The organism is Roseivivax sp. THAF30, from assembly GCF_009363575.1.
Lineage (GTDB): Bacteria > Pseudomonadota > Alphaproteobacteria > Rhodobacterales > Rhodobacteraceae > Roseivivax > Roseivivax halotolerans.
Map to the genome: position 1 here is coordinate 2,855,280 of NZ_CP045389.1, position 15,858 is coordinate 2,871,137.

Consider the following 15,858-nt stretch of genomic DNA (forward strand, 5'->3'; position numbering starts at 1 on the left):
AGCCGACGTCGATGTTTCTATCCGTCTTCGAGATGTTCAAGGTCGGGATCGGTCCGTCCTCGTCCCACACGATGGGTCCGATGGTGGCGGCAGCGCGGTTTCTGGACGCCATGCGGGCCTCCGAATACCGTTTCGCCGGGGTCCGCGCTTCCTTGCACGGCTCCCTCGCCTTCACCGGCGTCGGTCATGCCACGGATCGCGCGGTCATCCTGGGTCTCGCCGGCTTTGCGCCCGACACCTATGATGCGGTTGAGGCCGAGGCGGCGCTGGCCCGGATCGGCGAGGAAAAGACCGTCACGCCCGAGGGTCTGCCGACACTCGCCTTCGACCCCAAATCGGATCTCGTCTTCGACTACGACGAGGCCCTGCCCGGTCACGCCAACGGAATGCGGATCGCGGCGACCGACGCGCAGGGCGATACGCTCCTGCAGGAAACCTACTACTCGGTGGGCGGCGGTTTCGTTCTGACCGAGGCGGAGCTTGCCGCCGGGAAGGATACCGATCACGGCCCGGCCGTTCCCTACCCATTCAAATCCGCCGCCGAGATGCTGGACATGGCGCGCGCCTCGGGCCTGTCCGTGGCGCAGATGAAACGCGCCAACGAGCTGTCGCGCCGTCCGCAGGCGGCGCTCGATACCGGCGTGGCCCGCATCTGGGAAGTCATGGAAGGCTGCATCGACCGCGGGCTCGAAGGCACCGGCCATTTGCCGGGCGGTCTCAACGTGCGCCGCCGCGCGGGCGCGATCCGCGAGTCCCTCGAGGCCGAACGCGGGCTGAACCTCACCGCGCCGCACACGATCAACGACTGGATTTCGACCTTCGCGATGGCGGTCAACGAAGAAAACGCCGCGGGCGGACAAGTCGTGACCGCGCCGACCAATGGCGCCGCGGGCGTGGTGCCCGCAACCATCCGCTACTGGCTCGATTTCGTGCCGGGTGCGAGCCGCGAGAAGCTGCCCGACTTCCTTCTGACCGCGGCCGCGATCGGCGGGCTTGTCAAATACAACGCCTCCATCTCGGGCGCGGAAGCGGGTTGCCAGGCCGAGGTCGGATCGGCCTCGGCGATGGCGGCGGCCGGGCTCTGCGCCGTGATGGGCGGCACGCCCGAGCAGGTGGAGAACGCGGCCGAGATCGCGCTCGAGCATCATCTCGGCATGACCTGCGATCCGGTGAAGGGCCTTGTCCAGGTGCCCTGCATCGAGCGCAACGGGCTCGGCGCGATCAAGGCGGTCTCTGCGGCCTCGCTGGCGCTGCGCGGGGACGGGCAGCATTTCGTGCCGCTCGACGCCTGCATCGAAACGATGCGCCAGGTCGGCGCGGACATGTCCGAGAAATACAAGGAGACCGCGCTCGGCGGGCTCGCGGTGAACGTGCCCAATTGCTGATTGCCCCCGTATCGCCGCGCTCGTAACCTCGCCTTGGTTCAGTGAGGCGAAAGGCGACGCATGACCTCCGAGACGGATGTGTCCGGCTACCGGCAGATGCTGATGATCCGCCGCTTCGAGGAGAAGGCGGGCCAGCTCTTTGGCATGGGCCTGATCGAGGGTTATTGCCATCTCTGCATCGGTCAGGAAGCCGTGGTTGCCGGACTCGAGGCGGCGCTCCGCAAGGGTGATCGCCGCACCGCCTCCTATCGCAGTCATGGCCATATGCTGGCCTCCGGCATGGACCCCGCCCGGATCATGGCCGAGCTACTGGGGCGGACGGAGGGATATTCGCGTGGCCGCGGCGGCTCGATGCACATGTTCAGCCCCGACGACGGCTTTTTCGGCGGCCACGGCATGCTGGGCGCACAGGTGCCTGTGGGTGCGGGACTGGCTTTCGCCGATCGTTACCGCAAGACCAACGCGATCACCGTCGTCAGCTATGGCGATGTCGCCGCCGATCTGGGGCACGTGGCCGAAACCTACCGCCTTGCCGCGATGTGGTCGTTGCCGCTGCTCTTCGTGATCGAGAACAATGCCGAGGCAAGCGCGCCCAAGGGCATGCGTCTTTCGGACCGGGCGGCAGCTTACGGCATCCCGATCTCGCGGGTGGACGGCATGGACCTGCGCGCGGTGCGAGAGGTCGCGCTCGATGCGGCCTTGCATGTGCGCGCCGGCAAGGGGCCGTGGCTGATCGAGGCCGCGACCTTCCGCTACCGGGGGCACTCGATGGCCGATCCCGCGAAGTACCGCACCCTCGACGAGATGCAGCGCGTGCGCGCCGAGCGCGACCCCATCGCCCGCGAACGCGAGAAACTTCTCGAAGAGGGCGCCACGGAGGCCGAGCTGCGCGAGATCGACGCCGAGGTGAAGGCGCTGGTGAACGAGGCCGCAGACCGCGCCCGTGCGAGCGACAGCCCCACGCTTGGCGACCTTGCCCCACACATCGCTGCGGAGGTCCGGCACGATGGCACATGAGATCCGCATGCCGGCGATCTCGCCAACGATGGAGGAAGGCCGGCTCGCCCGCTGGCTGATCTCCGAGGGCGACCACGTGGAGGAGGGCGATGTCATCGCCGAGATCGAGACCGACAAGGCAGTGATGGAGTTCGAAGCACCGCAAAGCGGCGTGATCGAGCGGTTTCTCGTGGCCGAGGGCGGCGCGCCGGTGGCCGTCGAAACCCCGATCGCCGTGTTGGCAGAGAACGCAGATGCCGCGCGGGAGCCCGTACCGGATGCGCCCGCTCCCCGATCTCAGCGCAAGACGCCGCGCAGCGGGGCGCCGCGCCAGACTGTGCGGGAAGCACTGCGCCGGGCGCTCGCGGACGAGATGGAGCGGGATGCCGACGTCTTCCTCATCGGCGAGGAAGTCGGCGCGGCGCAGGGAGCCTACAAGGTCAGCCAAGGCCTCATCGAGCGCTTCGGCGCGGCGCGCGTCGTCGATGCGCCGCCGACCCATTCCGCGCTGATGGGGCTTGCGGCGGGCGCGGCATTCGCCGGGCTGAGGCCAGTGGTGGAAGTGCTGAACGTCTCCTACGCGCTGCAGGCGCTCGACCAGATCGTCAACACCGCTGCAATGAGCGAGGCGATGTCGGGCGGGGCTGTGATCTGCCCGCTCGTTCTGCGCGGACCGCAGGGCGGCGGCGAGCGCATGGGCGCGCAGCATTCGCATGACCTTGCCGCATGGCTGGCGCATGTTCCGGGTCTCAAGGTCGTCGTGCCCTATGCCGCCGAGGACGCCCATGCCCTTCTTGTCGCAGCGATCCGCGATCCGGGCCCGGTCGTTCTTCTGGAAAGCGAGCGGCTCTATGGCCAGAACTTTCCGCTGCCCGATGACGAAGCGGAGCCCGCGCGGCTCGGTGCAGCCCGGATCTGGCGCGAGGGCGCCGATGTCACGCTGATCTCCTGGGGCGTCGCAATGGCCGCGACGTTGAAGGCGGCGGACACGCTTTCGGGCGAGGGTGTCGAGGCCGAGGTGATCGACCTGCGCTCCCTGAGTCCGTGGGATCGCGAGACCGTGCTGGCAAGTGTTCGCAAGACCAACCGCGCGGTGATCGTCGAGGAAGGCTGGCCGGTCGCTTCCTTCAGCAAGGAGATCGCGACGACGATCATGCAGGAGGCGTTCGACGATCTCGACGCACCCGTTGCAACCGTCGCGGCAGCCGACACGCCCCTGCCCTATGCCGGTGCGCTCGAGGATGCGGCGCTGCCCGGGGCCGAGGCGGTGCTGCAAGCCGCACGCGCGGTGCTCTACACATGAGCGTCGTGGAGGTTCTGGGCCGCGATGCGGGGGCCGAGGCCTATCGCGTGCGCGCCGAGGGCTGCGTTGCGCTTGTCCCCGAATTCCTGATGGAGAGCCTGCGTCCCGGCGCGCGGCCAAGCCACCAGGACGCTTATGAATGGATCGCCGCGCATCGCAGGGCGATTGCGCGCGCCGTGGCCGAGCTGTCGCGCGGGGAGACACCGAACGCACCGTTCGACGTCGTGACCTTGACCGAGGGAGGGTCGTGACGGTGCGTGTTGCCGCCTCTCCCCTCGCGCGGCGGCTTGCGAGCGAGCGCGGTCTCGATCTCGCCGAAATGAAAGGCAGCGGGCCGGGTGGCAGGGTCGTCGCGGCGGACCTAGGAAGGCGGGTCGCTGCGACCGAGACGGGGCCCTTCGGCACCGCTCACGCCATCATCCTGCGCGTCACCGTCCCGGCCGATGCAGTCGCGGCGCACGAGGTCGCGCGGGATGTCTCGCGCCGGGACCTGTTGGAGGCCCTCATCCAAGACGCGGCCCCGCCAACGCGACGCCCTGTCCAGGTGATCGACTTGAGCTCCTACGGGATCGAAAGCCTTGATCCGCCGGTGCCTGCCGGACAAGACGCCGCGCTCGGCGTCGGAGAAAGCCACGATGCGCGCGTCACGCTGACCCTGTCGGTCGCGCCCGGCGCGATAGGAATCGAGGATGCGGCGGCGTTTCTCGGCCGGATCGCCGGCTTTCTTGGCGATCCGGCCTGAGACTGGCCGGGCCTTGCCGACCCGACACGATCAAGCCCCGGAGCGCGACGCGCCCCGAGGCTGCGAGGATCAGAAGTTGATCTGGAACGAGGTCTGGATGCGGTCGGTGTCGTAGGTGTCGCCGCCGAATTCCTCGCGCTCCCCGTTGAAGTACTCGACGCCCAGCGTCGCGTTCTCGAGAAGCTGGTATTCCGCGTTGAGGTGAACCGAGCGCAGGCGTTCGGTACCGTTCGGCGCGCCGCTCTTGTTCTCGCGAACGCCGTAGATGCCACGGAAGGTCCACTTCTCGCCGACTTCCTGAGTGAGGCCCGCATAGGCGGATTCCACCTCGATCAGATCGCCGTTGGCGTCCACGTCGTCACCGAGGAACACCAAATAGGACGCGATGCCTTCGCCATAGGTATAGGCCGCATCGAACGTCGCGCCCTGCCAGAGCTGCGCCGAGGTCGAGACGTTGACGCCGTAGAAGTTCTCGTCATCGTCCGTCTCGTCGTCGATAGTGCCGGTGATGCCCGAGAGGCGCAGCAGCAGGGGGTCGGTGTCGTAGGCCATCGCGGCCACGAAGACCGGATCTTCGCTGCCGGTGTTGTGATCCTCGATCGCGACCTCGCCGACGAAGCCGTTTCCGAACTCGTGAGTATAGCGCAGCTGTTCCTGCCGGGCGAAAGGGATGCCGACGACGCCCTGGAAATCGAGCGTGGACGGGTAGGACGAGAGCGGCATGAAGGTCGTCCAGTACTTGCCGACCCGGAAGCCGCCGAGTGTCGCGGTCGCATGGCGCAGGCGCGGCTCGGCCTCGCCATCGGAAAATGCCGTTTCCGCGCCGTAGAAGTCGAGTTCAACTTGCGTGCCGAGTTCGCCCAGCGCGGTCTGCGTCGTGGTGCGGAAGCCGAGGCGCGTCTGGTTCACGGTGCCGGTGAAGCCACCGTCATCCGAACCGCCCGGCCCGATGCTCACCAGACCGAACGTCGTGTTCCCGAGATCATAGTCGAAATCGTAGATGAAATCGGTCTTGAAGTAGCCGTAGAATTCGAGCGTCGTGTTCGGCCCGAGACCGAAAGACAAAGGCTCGTTCCCGCTTTCTTCGAGGGCCGCCACGCGGGCTTCAAGCTCGGCGATCCGCTGGGCGTCGGTGGTTTGCGCGAAGGCCGGCGCGCCGAGGCCGGCAGTCAGGGCGATAACCGCGGTCGCGGCCGGGAAGGTCTTGCGGGAATTGGAATATGTCACGTCGTCTCCACTGTCATTTCGTTTCGGACAGCGGGTGACGTGGCGCGGCTCACGGCCGCGCACAGACCTTTCAAGAAAACGTGACTATTGGTGGCGTATTTTTATGGATCCGGCGCTGTTCCGCCGAACAGATGATCCATGCTCACCGACGGCTGGTCGCACCCGGCCTCGCCGACGATGCGCGCGGGCACGCCCGCGACGGTCTTGCAGGGCGGCACCTCGTCGAGCACCACGGAGCCGGCCGCGATCCGCGAGCAGGAGCCCACTCGGATATTACCGAGCACCTTCGCCCCAGCACCGATCAGGACGCCGTCGCCAATCTTGGGGTGGCGGTCTTCTTCCTCCTTGCCGGTCCCGCCCAGCGTGACGGAATGCAGCATGGAGACGTTGTTGCCGACGCGCGCGGTCTCGCCGATGACGATGGAGTGGGCGTGGTCGATCATGATGCCTCGCCCGATATGCGCCGCAGGATGGATGTCGACGCCGAACACCTCAGAGCAGCGCATCTGGAACAAGAACGCCAGATCGCGCCGACCTTGCCGGAAGAGCCAGTTCGCCACCCGGTAGGATTGCAGCGCCTGGAAGCCCTTGAAGAACAAAAGCGGCTGCAGAAAACGATGGCAGGCCGGATCGCGCTCATAGACAGCGACGATATCGGCCCGCGCAGCCAGTGCCAGCTCGGGATCGGACGCATAGGCCTCATCACAAATCTCGCGCAGGATCTGCTCCGAGATCTCGCCCGACGTCAGTTTCACGGCGATCCGGTAACTCAGAGCGCGCTCGATTGTCGGGTGATGCAGGACCGAATAATGGACCATGCCGCCCAGCAGCGGCTCCTCCTGCACGGCATCCTCTGCCTCGTCCATGATCCGGCTCCAGACCGGATCGAATTCGCTGAGGTTGGTCTTGGTCTCGGCCATCGCGGTCTCCTTTGCGGGCACGAGATTAGCAGATAGTCTCGAGAAGGAGAAACGCCAAGCGCTTCGAGGAGGAACATCGCCGTGACCGAAGCTGATCCCGAACGGTTCCGCGCCTTGATCGAGACGCGCCTCGCGGCTCTCGACGAGGAGGACCGGCTCGGCCGCGACGGGCAGAGGGCGGTCGAGCTCGACCAGCAGGCGGTCGGTCGGCTCAGCAGACAGGATGCGTTGCAATCGCAGGCGATGGCCAAGGCGACGCAGGCCCGGCGCGATATCGCCAAGCGCGGCCTCAAGGATGCGCTCGCCCGGATCGACGAAGGCGAGTTCGGGTATTGCGAGGATTGCGGCGAAGAGATTGCGGTCAAGCGGCTCGAGCTCGACCCGACCGCGCGGCGTTGCATCTCCTGTGCGCGCTAGCCGGCGATCTCGATCCGAGCCGCGGGCCCCGGCCCGAAGCGCGCCGAAAGCTGCGCGACCGAGACGATCACCGGACCGCCTGCGAGATCGGCAGCGCGTGCGGCGGCATCATAAGCCCAGCGCGGCGTCGCGGTCTCGGCCTCCCGTAGGATTTGCTGTCCGCGCGTGACCATGACGCGGTAGGCCTCTCGCTCCTCACCGAGAGGCACTTCGGGCACCGACCAGTCGTCACCGTCGATGCGCGTGCGCCGGATCCAGCTGAGAGTGATCGCGTCACCGGTCTCTTCCGCGCGAAGATGCACCGGCGCGTAAGGGCGCAGACCGATCCCCTCGAACGCATGAACGGCGTAAGTATAGGTTGGATCGTCGACGGGTCGGGAGGCCGGGCCGACCCGCAAATGCATCTCCTGACGCCGCTGCGCCGACGTCATCGCGATCTGCTCGGGCGCGGAATCGAGCCGCACGATGTAGGAGCCCTCCGGCCAGAGATCCGGCATCACGCCGTCGCTGCCCGCCTGCCCGCGAAGCCGCGCGGAGAGAAGCCAGCGACCTGCGGACAACATCTGCACGTCGCGCGCCTGGAAGACTTCCCAGTTTCCCGGCGATCCGTCGCCGATGGCAAATGCGTTCGCGCCCGCGAAGAGCGCGGTATCCGAGACCGATTGCAAGGCTCCGGACCAGAGCCGTACCTGCAATGCGGGGCCGTGATCGAACCGACCCACGGGCGCGCGAAGTAGCGGGCTTTCGGTCACGCCCATGATCGCGCGGCGCGGGAAGACGCCGTTCACGCGGTAATCGGAATCGCTCGGGGCCGCGTAGATCGCGACGGGGCCCGGCCAGGGCGCGGCGTGTGCGGCGAAGTGCGGCGCGTGGGGCACCTCGTCGCCGGTCAGCAGGGGCAGGTCCATGAAGAGCGACGTCACAGGCGTCGCGGCCACGTAGGGGGACAGGGATGCAGGGCTATCCTCCATAGCGGAAGCGGCATAGATGTCGTCCTCGATCCGCACCGCTTCGACAAGCTGGCGATCGGTGATCTCCACCCGGTCGATGCGCGCGCGTATCTCGCCGCCCGCCCCGGGTAGCGTCACCACGTCGCCTGCCCTCACCGAAAGCGCCGATGGCGGCAGCGCGAAACTCAGTGTGTCGCGGGCGAGCCGCGCCTCGGCGAGCCAACGCTCCACGATCTGACACCCTTCGGCGCGGGTGAGGCTCAGCGCGACCTCGCTCGCGGCGACAGCATGGGTACGGTCATCCGGCAGGACTGCCTCTTCGGAAACGGTGTCATGATCCCCCTCGGCTTCATGGAAGGAAAGACGCACGCGCCCCGACATCGCCGCCTCGGACGCGCGGGTCTGCGCGAGCGTGCCCTCGATCTCGTCGTGTTCAGCCAGCGCTTCGGGGTCGAGCGGCACCGCCCGGCGCCCCTCGCGCATGAGGAAGACGAGAGTGCCTTCGCGCTCTACCGCATCGAACCCGTAGGTCAGCATCAGGGGCTGGAGCGCTTGCCGCGCATCGCCCACATCGGGAATGACATAGCCCCGCACCATGCCGACGAGATCGCTCACGTCGAATGCCGTCACGCCTGACCGCGTGCAAATATCGGCCACGACGCATCCGAGCCGCTGCGAGGAAAGCCGCCCGGTGATCCAGTGTCCGCGCCGGTAGTTCGGCCCGTCCGACCAGACCTCGGTAAGCGACGGGAACCACGGGAAGGGCCGAGCGTCCCAGGCCCAGACGAAGGCGTGATCCATATCGACCATCGGCCCCTCGTAGATGGCCGAGACAGGGTTGTGTCTTGGATCCGTCCAATGAAGGTGCATCGCGCGCAGATATTGCCGCTGGATATCCTCGTCGGGCGCACCGGACGATGCCCGCGGCAAGGCGCTTTCGGAGGATTTCGCGTCGAGGAACACGTTCGGCTGATTGGTGCCTTTGTCGACGGCCGGGCATCCGAGCTCCGTGAACCAGATCGGCTTCGATTACGCGATCCATTCGGTGGGCTGGTCCTGCCGGATACCGCCGATGCGGTTGTGGTGGCTCTGGCCCCACCAATTCGCGAGATCCTTGTAGCGGAAGACCCAATCCTCGCCGTAGGCGGTGTCGCGGATCGGCGTGCGGCGCTGCGCGGCGATGGCTTCGGGACTGGAGTAATACCAGTCGAATCCTTCCCCGCCTTCGATATTGGCGTCGAGGTAGCTGAGGTGATGGACCCGGCCCGCGCCGGCATCGGCGTGGTCCACGCCGTCCCGCCAATCGGAGAGCGGCATGTAATTGTCGATCCCGACGAAGTCGATCTCGGGCGCGGCCCAAAGCGGATCGAGATGGAAGTAGTGATCGCCTGAGCCGTCGTCGGGGCGATAGCCGAAATATTCCGACCAGTCGGCGGCATAACCGAGCTTCACCTCCGACCCGAGGATCGTTCGCACCTCGCCCGCGAGATCGCGCAGTGCTTCGACAAATGGAAAACCGGCGTTGTCGCGGATCTGCGTCAGCCCGCGCAGCTCCGAGCCGATACAGAAGGATTCGACCCCTCCAGCCGCTTTGCAGAGCGCGGCATAGTGCAGGATGAAGCGCGAAAAGCTCCACTCCGCTGGGCCGGAATAGCTGACGCTCTGCCCCGAGACGTGGAAATCGGCGGCGCGGGCGGTGCCGACGAACGCGGCGACCTCGGCCCGCGCGGCAAGTGTGCCGTCATGGCTTCCGTTCTGACCCGGCGCGCGGTTCAAGGTGATCCGGCCCCGCCACGGCAATGGCGGCTGCTCGTCGCGGCCGTACGGGTCGGCTTTGCCGTTCCCGGCGAGCTGCTCCATCAGGATGAACGGGTAGAACATCACGCGCTTGCCGCTCTCGCGCATCCGCATGATCGCCTCGATCACGGAACGGTCGGCGGGCGTGCCGCCGTAGACCGGCTTTTCCTCTATGCGCGGCACCGGGACGGCGCTGGCGCGGTTCAGCCCCGACACGCTCCAGGCCATGCCGCCCGCGTCATGCTCTTTCTGTTCGACCTTGGGGCGCAATTGGCATTGCCCGCAGCGCAGATCGTCGCCGAACCAGCTCACCACCAATGAGACCGCGTCGCAATTGGGGGCCTGATCCTCGAGCGCGGTCAGCGATTGGACAATATCTGCGACCTCGGATGCCGTATTGACGTTGATCGCCGAGGATGAACCGCCGCCCGATCCACCGTAATATTGCTTGCTCGTCGCGAGCGTGTATTCGCCCGATCCCGGCAGCAAGGCGACGCCGCGCAAAAGCTGCGGCATGTCATCGGCTGCAAGGTTCGGTTTCAGAACTTCGAACGACAATTGCGGGACACGGTTTCCGAAATCCTCGAGCTTGAAGTCCTCGATCACGACATAGGCCGTGCCGCGATAGGCGGGCACCGCGCCCGTGCCTTCGATCGCTTCCATCTTGGGGTCGGGCATCTGATCCTGTGAGCCGGGATAGACCCGGATCTGCAGATCGTTCATCGATATCTCGACACCGTCCGCCCAGATCCGCGTGACGCCCGCGATCTCGCCTTCGCAAAGCGCCAGGGCAAGGTTCACCGAGTAATGGTAGGTCGTGATCTCGGGCGTCGCGGGCGCACCCTTTCCCCCGTCCCCGCCCTCGTTCGTCGTGGTTTCCGTGAAATGGCTCGCCCAGATCACCTGTCCGCCGAGCCGCGCCCTGCCATAAAGCCGGGGGATCGCGCGACCCTCGCCGGAATTGGCAAGATGGAAGCGTTCGATCCGGCCGGTCTCTACGGCCTCGGCGCCCTTGCCCATCAGGCTCTGATCGATAGCGCGCCCGAGCGCGGCGCCGGCAAACCGGCCCCATGCAACCATCGAGAGCCCGAGCAAGGATCCTCCGACAGAGCCGCCAAACGCGGCACCGGCAGCGGAGAGAAGGATCGTGGCCATCAGGAGATCTCCTCATCTGTGGTCGGGAAGGCGAAAGGAAAGGCGAAGCGCGCGACGATGCGGCGCGACCACGGCCGCGTGAGCTGCGACTCGATCACGCCGTGCCCGGAATAGGCGTGGATGAAGCGTGGGGCGGAACCGGCTACGGAGAGAATGCCGAGATGCTTGGCAACCGCGCCCTCGCGCATCCGGAAAAGCAGGATCTCGCCCGGCCGAAGCGCGGCATGAAAATGGCGCGCGATCAGATGCCGCCGCGCCGCCTCCCAGAGGGCCTCCTGCCCCTGAGGCTCTGCCCAATCGCGGCTATAGGCCGGCGCGACTTCCGGCTCGGCTCCTGCGATCTCGCGCCAGACACCGCGCACAAGCCCGAGGCAATCGCAGCCCGCGCCCGGATGTGACGCCTGGTGGCGATAGGGGGTGCCGATCCAGCCCCGCGCTGCGGCAACGATCCTGTCCGCGCCGCTCATCTCCGGCTGCCCCCAGAGGTATCCGATGCGTTGGCAGGGTGCACGATCAGCCAATCGTCTCCGGGAATATCCAGAAATCCCTGGTAATTTAGGAGGTTATCGAACTTGCCCTTGCAGGTCTCCATCCTCTTGTCGCATCCCGCCGTCACGCGCAGCGCGTCACCCGGCGCGATCTCGGCGCGCAAAGGTTCCCAAAGCGAGATCTCACGGCCGGCCTCGGTGATCGCGTCGCGCTTGATCCAGCCGGAAAGCCCCGCGCCGCTGCCGGAAAGAACGTCGAGCCGTCCGCGCGAGAACCAGCCCTCAGGCACGCCCGTTAGCTCAGGGAGCGAGAATTGCCGCGCCTCGACAACGGCCAGCGCGGTGCCATCCCAGAACAGCCCCGGCGCAGAGAGATCCACACCGCAGGTCCGGTCGCCGAGTACCGCCGTGCAGGGCCGCTGGAAGATGCGTCCGATCGGACGGTTGAGCAGGTCCGACAGGCCGCGAAGCTCCGCGCGGAACGCGCCTTTGCCGCGCTGGATCTCACCGATATGGCCGCGGAACAGGATCTGCCGCGCGGCCACGTCCTGCCAATTGACAAGCCAGGCCACGACCTCTGCGCCGTCATAGCGTCCCGCCTCGATATCCGCGTCCGAGATGGCGGCGCTCGACAGCGCGCCCATCGCCTCGGAATTGTCGACGGCGAGCCCCGTGCCCTGTTCGAGCGCCCGCGCGGTCAGCCCGCTTTCGGCGCGGAACGTCAGCCCGTCGAAGACCAGATCGAGGTCATGGTCGGTGAAACCAAGGCGCACTCCGTCCGTGCGGATCACTTCCCAGCAGCGCACGACGCTGGTGGAACCCGTTGACAGATGAGCGTGCAGGGCCTCCGCCTCAGCGCTCATATCCGGACCTCAACCACTGGCACGTCCGGCACCTCACCTGCCTGGACACTCGCGACGCTGGTCACGATCCGCGAGGTGGCAAAGCGCACCGGCACGTCGAACTCGAACCCCGCTGTAACGGCGATGCCGTCCACAGGCGGCTCGGCGAATGTGACGCGCCCCGCCGCAAGATCGATCTCGTAATCGGTGCCCTGAACCTGCTCGGTATCGTGCAGCCCGATCCGCACGCTGCCCGCAACAGGTTTCGCGATGGGGCGATGATACTCCGCCCCGCCCGAGCGATAGGTCTTCACGAGGTGAAACAGCGTCGTCTCGCCATCTCCGATGCCGATCACCTGGTCCTCGAAATGCACCTCGCGGGATGGGACGCAGGATTTGAAATCCGCCCAGTCCTTCCAGCGAAATCCGAACATCTCGCCGCGCCGGGCCTCGTAGAAGGCGACGAGTTCCGCGATATCGTCGAGCGATCTGAGGCCGACGCCCGCATCGTAGCGCCTGCGCGAATGCGCCCAGGGCGTGTTGCGCTCTTCATGCCCGTTCGCGAGCGCGACGATCTCGGTGCGACGCTCCGGCCCGCCCATCGAGCCGAAGCTCAGCCGGGCGGGAAATCTGACATCGTGAAAATCCATGCCTGTCTCCTCAGCGGTTGCGGCCGCCCTGCCCGATCATCCGCGCCATGCGCGCGGCGATCTGGCTCTGGCTGCGTTCGAAGCCCTGCACATCGGGCGTCGTGATGTTCATGGTGATGTTGACGGCTTGCCCGCCGCCTCCCGCCCTCACCCCGAGTTTGCCGTCAGGTCCGCGTGCGAGCGGCATGATTGCTTCTGGCCCGGCCTCACCCATGAGCCCGGTGCCGCCCCGCATCGGAAAGGTCGTGGGTCCGGTGACGATGCCGCCCGTGGCGAAAGGCATCACCCGGCCCTGCGCGAAGCCAGCCCCCTTTTCGAACGGGGAGTATTGACCGAAGACGGAATTCACGCCGGCAGACACCAGCCCGCCCAGATAGTCGGCGACCGGATCGATCGCTGCCTTGTAGGCGGTGTCGATCATCGCCTGCGCGACCTCGTTTAGCGCCTGTGTCAGGCTCATCCCGTCGAGGATCACGCCGTCGATGGCCGAGGACAGCCCCGTGGACAGCGCCTTCTGGAGCCGCCGCACGCCGCCGCCCGTCTCCGAGAACGTCTCGTGGATGCGCTTCATCTCGGCGTTGAAGCTCGCGGCCATGCCGGTCGCGCCCGAGAGCGCGGCATCGAGCGCGTCGATCTCGGCCTCGAGCTTTTCTGGATCTGTCATCTCTTGGCCCCTTCATCGTCGGGAAAGTTCGCCATCAATTCATCGAGCCGCGCGCGCCCCATCGGGCGCGGCCCCCGGCCCTCGCCCAGCATCAGCCGAAGCTCGGCCGGTGTGAGCGACCAGAACGCCTCGGGCGGCAGCCGCAGACCCTGGAAGCCCGCGCGCATGAGGCCCGGCCAGTCAAACCGCATCGGCGGCCTCCACCGGGCCGAACGCCCGTGCCAGAAGAAGCGCCGCCGCTTTGGCGGCTGCCACCGGCCCGCCCGCGATCTCGGCCTGCATCAGATCGCCCGCGCGTCCTTGCCAGCCCCCGCCACGGAGCCCCGCGACGATCAGCGCCAGCACGTCGCGCGAGGAAAAGCGCCCTGTCTCGAACCGCTCCACAAGCGCGACGAGCGTGTCTTCGCCAAGGCTCGCCTCGAGCTCCGCGAGCGCGCCCAGGGTCAGCCGCATCGCTCGCGGCGCCCCGTCGATCACGATCTCCACTTCACCGCGCCAGGGATTCGTCATGGATCAGCTCGCTTGCGCGACGAACGAGAGCGCACCCGCCGAAGCCATCGAGACCTCGTAGGTCGCCTCGCCGTCATGGGTGCCGGCATATTCAAGGCCGGTGACCTGGAACGGGCCGGTGACTGTCCCGAAATCGGGGATCACCACTTGGAATGCCGGCGTTTCGGAGCCGAAGAAAATCTGTCGCGCGCGCTCGTCGGTATCGGCATCGCGAAAGACACCCGAGCCCGAGATCGCCGCGCTGCGGACGCCTGCGCCTGCCAGAAGCTCGCGCCATCCCCCTTCGCTTTCGAGCGAGGTCACGTCCACCTGCTCGGCGTTGAAGGCGATCCGCGTCGCGCGCAGGCCCGCCATTGTATGGAACTGCCCGTCCCCGGTCAGGTCGAGCTTGATGAGAAGGTCCTTGCCGTTCTGAGCGGTCATGTCGCTACACTCCGTTACTGGGATTGGTCGTCGTCGACGCGGGCACGGAAGATCATCTCGATCCGCCGGAGCCCGCCGCTTCGGTGCCGGGCCTCGGCCCGCAGGAACCTGAGGCTGGTGAGGCGCCCCCGCGCGAGCGTCAGGTCCGCTCCTTCGAGCGCATCGGACAGCGCCACCGCGGCGCGTTTCGCTTGGCGGAACCCGCCCGCATCGGTCACGACGATCACCGAGATGTCGTGCCAGGCTCCATCCGCGCTGGCATCCGATGCCGCGCGAACTTTCTCGGGCCCGAGCGAGACGTAGAGGCCCGGTATCGGCCCCGCCGGCAGCGCGTCGTAGATATGGCTTCCGACCTCGGCGGTGAGCGCGGGATCGGCGGCTAGGCGCGTAAAGATCGCCTCTTGCAGCGCTTCGGAAATGGCGTAGCTCATGCGCTTGCCCTCTCTTCGGCGGTACAGATCAAGTACCGCGCAGCAGGCCCGTCCTCTTGCACGGCGAGGATGTCGAACCGGCGCGTACCGCTCGCGAACCGGTCCCGGACGCGCGGACGGCCGGGAGATCCGTTAGGCGCCGCGCGTACGATGATGCGGATGCCCGACCGCGTCAGCGCGCCGCCCTCCCCCTGGACCTCGCGGCCGGCGCGGGGCGTCATCTCGCCCCAGAGCGTGCCGACCGCATGCCACGCCTCCGACCGCCCGCCCGCGCCGTCGGGCAGCTCGGTCTTGCGCTCCAGAACGAGCTTTCTATTGAGACGCGGGGCCGTCATGCGGAAAATCCCATTCGCATCGGGCGGTAGCGGCTGAGAAGGCTGGTGACGCCAAAGGGCATGCATCCCGCCGCGAGTCCGGTGTCTTCACGGTGATCGTAGAAATGCGCGGCAAGCATCAGCACGGCTTGCGACAGGTCCGGCGGCAGGTCATCGAAGGCCTCTGCGAAGCCCGCGACGAACCTCAGCTCGGCCGCACCACCTTCGGGTATGGCGGGCAGGCTTGTGGCGAGCGCACGAAGGGTCGGCGCCTGGGCATCGCGGACGAGCCGATACGCCGAGGGCGCAACCGGGCTGGCCGCCCCGAAGCGGTCGACCAGCGACACGCTCTCGACGGAGCGGACGGGCGCGATTGCGAAGGTCTGGGCATCGGGTCGCGTCCATCCCTGCACGATCTGCAGGAACTGACGCGCGATCAGCGCTTTCGCCGTCCGCCCCTCGATGGCGGCGATGGCTGCGCGCAAGAACGATCCGAGAACCGCATCCTGCAGATCGTCTTCGCCAAAGCCCGACCCCATTCGGAGGTGCTGTTTCAGCGAGTCGACGGGCAAGGCCGCCTCGGGCACGAGTGTCTCTTCGGTCAGCATCATCGGTCTTCTTCTCATTGGCGCGGGAAGCCGCGC

Annotated in this window: 19 protein-coding genes and 1 pseudogene; 6 read left to right on the forward strand and 14 right to left on the reverse strand. The window is 67.1% G+C overall.

Features of this window, described 5'->3' with window-relative positions; all coding sequences use genetic code 11:
- The first annotated feature begins 11 nt into the window (after positions 1–11).
- Genes FIU91_RS13765 through FIU91_RS19800 form a run of 5 tightly spaced genes read left to right on the forward strand, consistent with a single transcriptional unit; the run spans position 12 to position 4,426 of the window.
- Entirely contained in the window at positions 12–1,385 is a 1,374-nt protein-coding gene (locus FIU91_RS13765) for an L-serine ammonia-lyase (RefSeq protein ID WP_152462906.1), read from the forward strand.
- Between the two features lie 60 nt (positions 1,386–1,445).
- Positions 1,446–2,402 carry a thiamine pyrophosphate-dependent enzyme gene (locus FIU91_RS13770; RefSeq protein WP_152462907.1) on the forward strand — a complete coding sequence of 319 codons (957 nt, stop codon included), beginning with the start codon at positions 1,446–1,448 and terminating at the stop codon, positions 2,400–2,402.
- Positions 2,392–3,684, forward strand: coding sequence for a pyruvate dehydrogenase complex E1 component subunit beta (locus tag FIU91_RS13775; protein WP_152462908.1), 1,293 nt, complete (start codon positions 2,392–2,394; stop codon positions 3,682–3,684). Before FIU91_RS13770 ends, FIU91_RS13775 begins: the two co-directional genes overlap by 11 nt.
- Positions 3,681–3,935 (forward strand): hypothetical protein, encoded by a 255-nt coding sequence (locus tag FIU91_RS13780; RefSeq protein WP_093009718.1) that lies wholly within the window; start codon positions 3,681–3,683, stop codon positions 3,933–3,935. Before FIU91_RS13775 ends, FIU91_RS13780 begins: the two co-directional genes overlap by 4 nt.
- Positions 3,932–4,426 carry an E3 binding domain-containing protein gene (locus FIU91_RS19800; protein ID WP_371418178.1) on the forward strand — a complete coding sequence of 165 codons (495 nt, stop codon included), beginning with the start codon at positions 3,932–3,934 and terminating at the stop codon, positions 4,424–4,426. The genes FIU91_RS13780 and FIU91_RS19800 overlap by 4 nt, the downstream gene beginning before the upstream one ends.
- A gap of 69 nt (positions 4,427–4,495) precedes the next feature.
- On the opposite strand, the gene FIU91_RS13790 is transcribed toward FIU91_RS19800, so the two are convergent.
- Together FIU91_RS13790 and cysE are read right to left on the reverse strand one after the other, a co-directional pair.
- Positions 4,496–5,653 carry a DcaP family trimeric outer membrane transporter gene (locus FIU91_RS13790; protein ID WP_172975012.1) on the reverse strand — a complete coding sequence of 386 codons (1,158 nt, stop codon included), beginning with the start codon at positions 5,651–5,653 and terminating at the stop codon, positions 4,496–4,498.
- Between the two features lie 101 nt (positions 5,654–5,754).
- Positions 5,755–6,573: a serine O-acetyltransferase gene (gene cysE / locus FIU91_RS13795; RefSeq protein ID WP_152462911.1), complete on the reverse strand. Its 819-nt coding sequence runs from the start codon at positions 6,571–6,573 to the stop codon at positions 5,755–5,757.
- An 81-nt stretch (positions 6,574–6,654) separates the two neighbouring features.
- On the opposite strand from cysE, the gene FIU91_RS13800 reads away from it, so the two are divergent.
- The gene (locus tag FIU91_RS13800; protein WP_152462912.1) at positions 6,655–6,990 is read left to right on the forward strand and encodes a TraR/DksA C4-type zinc finger protein; all 336 of its coding nucleotides are present in this window, start codon (positions 6,655–6,657) and stop codon (positions 6,988–6,990) included.
- On the opposite strand, the gene FIU91_RS19805 is transcribed toward FIU91_RS13800, so the two are convergent.
- The 12 genes and pseudogenes from FIU91_RS19805 to FIU91_RS13855 all read right to left on the reverse strand — a co-directional run bounded on the left by FIU91_RS19805 (position 6,987) and on the right by FIU91_RS13855 (position 15,825).
- On the reverse strand, positions 6,987–8,750 hold the full coding sequence (locus tag FIU91_RS19805) for a phage tail protein (protein WP_371418289.1): 1,764 nt from the start codon (positions 8,748–8,750) through the stop codon (positions 6,987–6,989). The two genes, FIU91_RS13800 and FIU91_RS19805, sit on opposite strands and share 4 nt — an antisense overlap.
- Positions 8,748–10,892 (reverse strand): annotated as a pseudogene (locus tag FIU91_RS19810) (glycoside hydrolase TIM-barrel-like domain-containing protein); the annotation flags it as partial. The gene FIU91_RS19805 and the pseudogene FIU91_RS19810, both read right to left, overlap by 3 nt.
- Positions 10,892–11,359 (reverse strand): NlpC/P60 family protein, encoded by a 468-nt coding sequence (locus FIU91_RS13810; RefSeq protein ID WP_152462913.1) that lies wholly within the window; start codon positions 11,357–11,359, stop codon positions 10,892–10,894. The pseudogene FIU91_RS19810 and the gene FIU91_RS13810, both read right to left, overlap by 1 nt.
- Positions 11,356–12,243, reverse strand: coding sequence for a DUF2163 domain-containing protein (locus tag FIU91_RS13815; protein WP_152462914.1), 888 nt, complete (start codon positions 12,241–12,243; stop codon positions 11,356–11,358). Before FIU91_RS13815 ends, FIU91_RS13810 begins: the two co-directional genes overlap by 4 nt.
- Positions 12,240–12,872, reverse strand: coding sequence for a DUF2460 domain-containing protein (locus FIU91_RS13820; RefSeq protein WP_152462915.1), 633 nt, complete (start codon positions 12,870–12,872; stop codon positions 12,240–12,242). The genes FIU91_RS13815 and FIU91_RS13820 overlap by 4 nt, the downstream gene beginning before the upstream one ends.
- A 10-nt stretch (positions 12,873–12,882) precedes the next feature.
- Entirely contained in the window at positions 12,883–13,536 is a 654-nt protein-coding gene (locus tag FIU91_RS13825) for a phage tail tape measure protein (protein ID WP_152462916.1), read from the reverse strand.
- Positions 13,533–13,727: a rcc01693 family protein gene (locus FIU91_RS13830; RefSeq protein ID WP_152462917.1), complete on the reverse strand. Its 195-nt coding sequence runs from the start codon at positions 13,725–13,727 to the stop codon at positions 13,533–13,535. The genes FIU91_RS13825 and FIU91_RS13830 overlap by 4 nt, the downstream gene beginning before the upstream one ends.
- Positions 13,717–14,046, reverse strand: coding sequence for a gene transfer agent family protein (locus FIU91_RS13835; RefSeq protein WP_152462918.1), 330 nt, complete (start codon positions 14,044–14,046; stop codon positions 13,717–13,719). The genes FIU91_RS13830 and FIU91_RS13835 overlap by 11 nt, the downstream gene beginning before the upstream one ends.
- A gap of 3 nt (positions 14,047–14,049) precedes the next feature.
- Positions 14,050–14,469, reverse strand: a complete 420-nt coding sequence (locus FIU91_RS13840; protein ID WP_093009435.1) for a phage major tail protein, TP901-1 family — start codon at positions 14,467–14,469, stop codon at positions 14,050–14,052.
- A 14-nt stretch (positions 14,470–14,483) separates the two neighbouring features.
- Entirely contained in the window at positions 14,484–14,900 is a 417-nt protein-coding gene (locus FIU91_RS13845; RefSeq protein WP_152462919.1) for a DUF3168 domain-containing protein, read from the reverse strand.
- Complete coding sequence (locus tag FIU91_RS13850) at positions 14,897–15,235, reverse strand: head-tail adaptor protein (RefSeq protein ID WP_152462920.1); 339 nt, start codon at positions 15,233–15,235, stop codon at positions 14,897–14,899. Before FIU91_RS13850 ends, FIU91_RS13845 begins: the two co-directional genes overlap by 4 nt.
- The gene (locus FIU91_RS13855; RefSeq protein WP_152462921.1) at positions 15,232–15,825 is read right to left on the reverse strand and encodes a head-tail connector protein; all 594 of its coding nucleotides are present in this window, start codon (positions 15,823–15,825) and stop codon (positions 15,232–15,234) included. Before FIU91_RS13855 ends, FIU91_RS13850 begins: the two co-directional genes overlap by 4 nt.
- Positions 15,826–15,858: the final 33 nt, after the last annotated feature.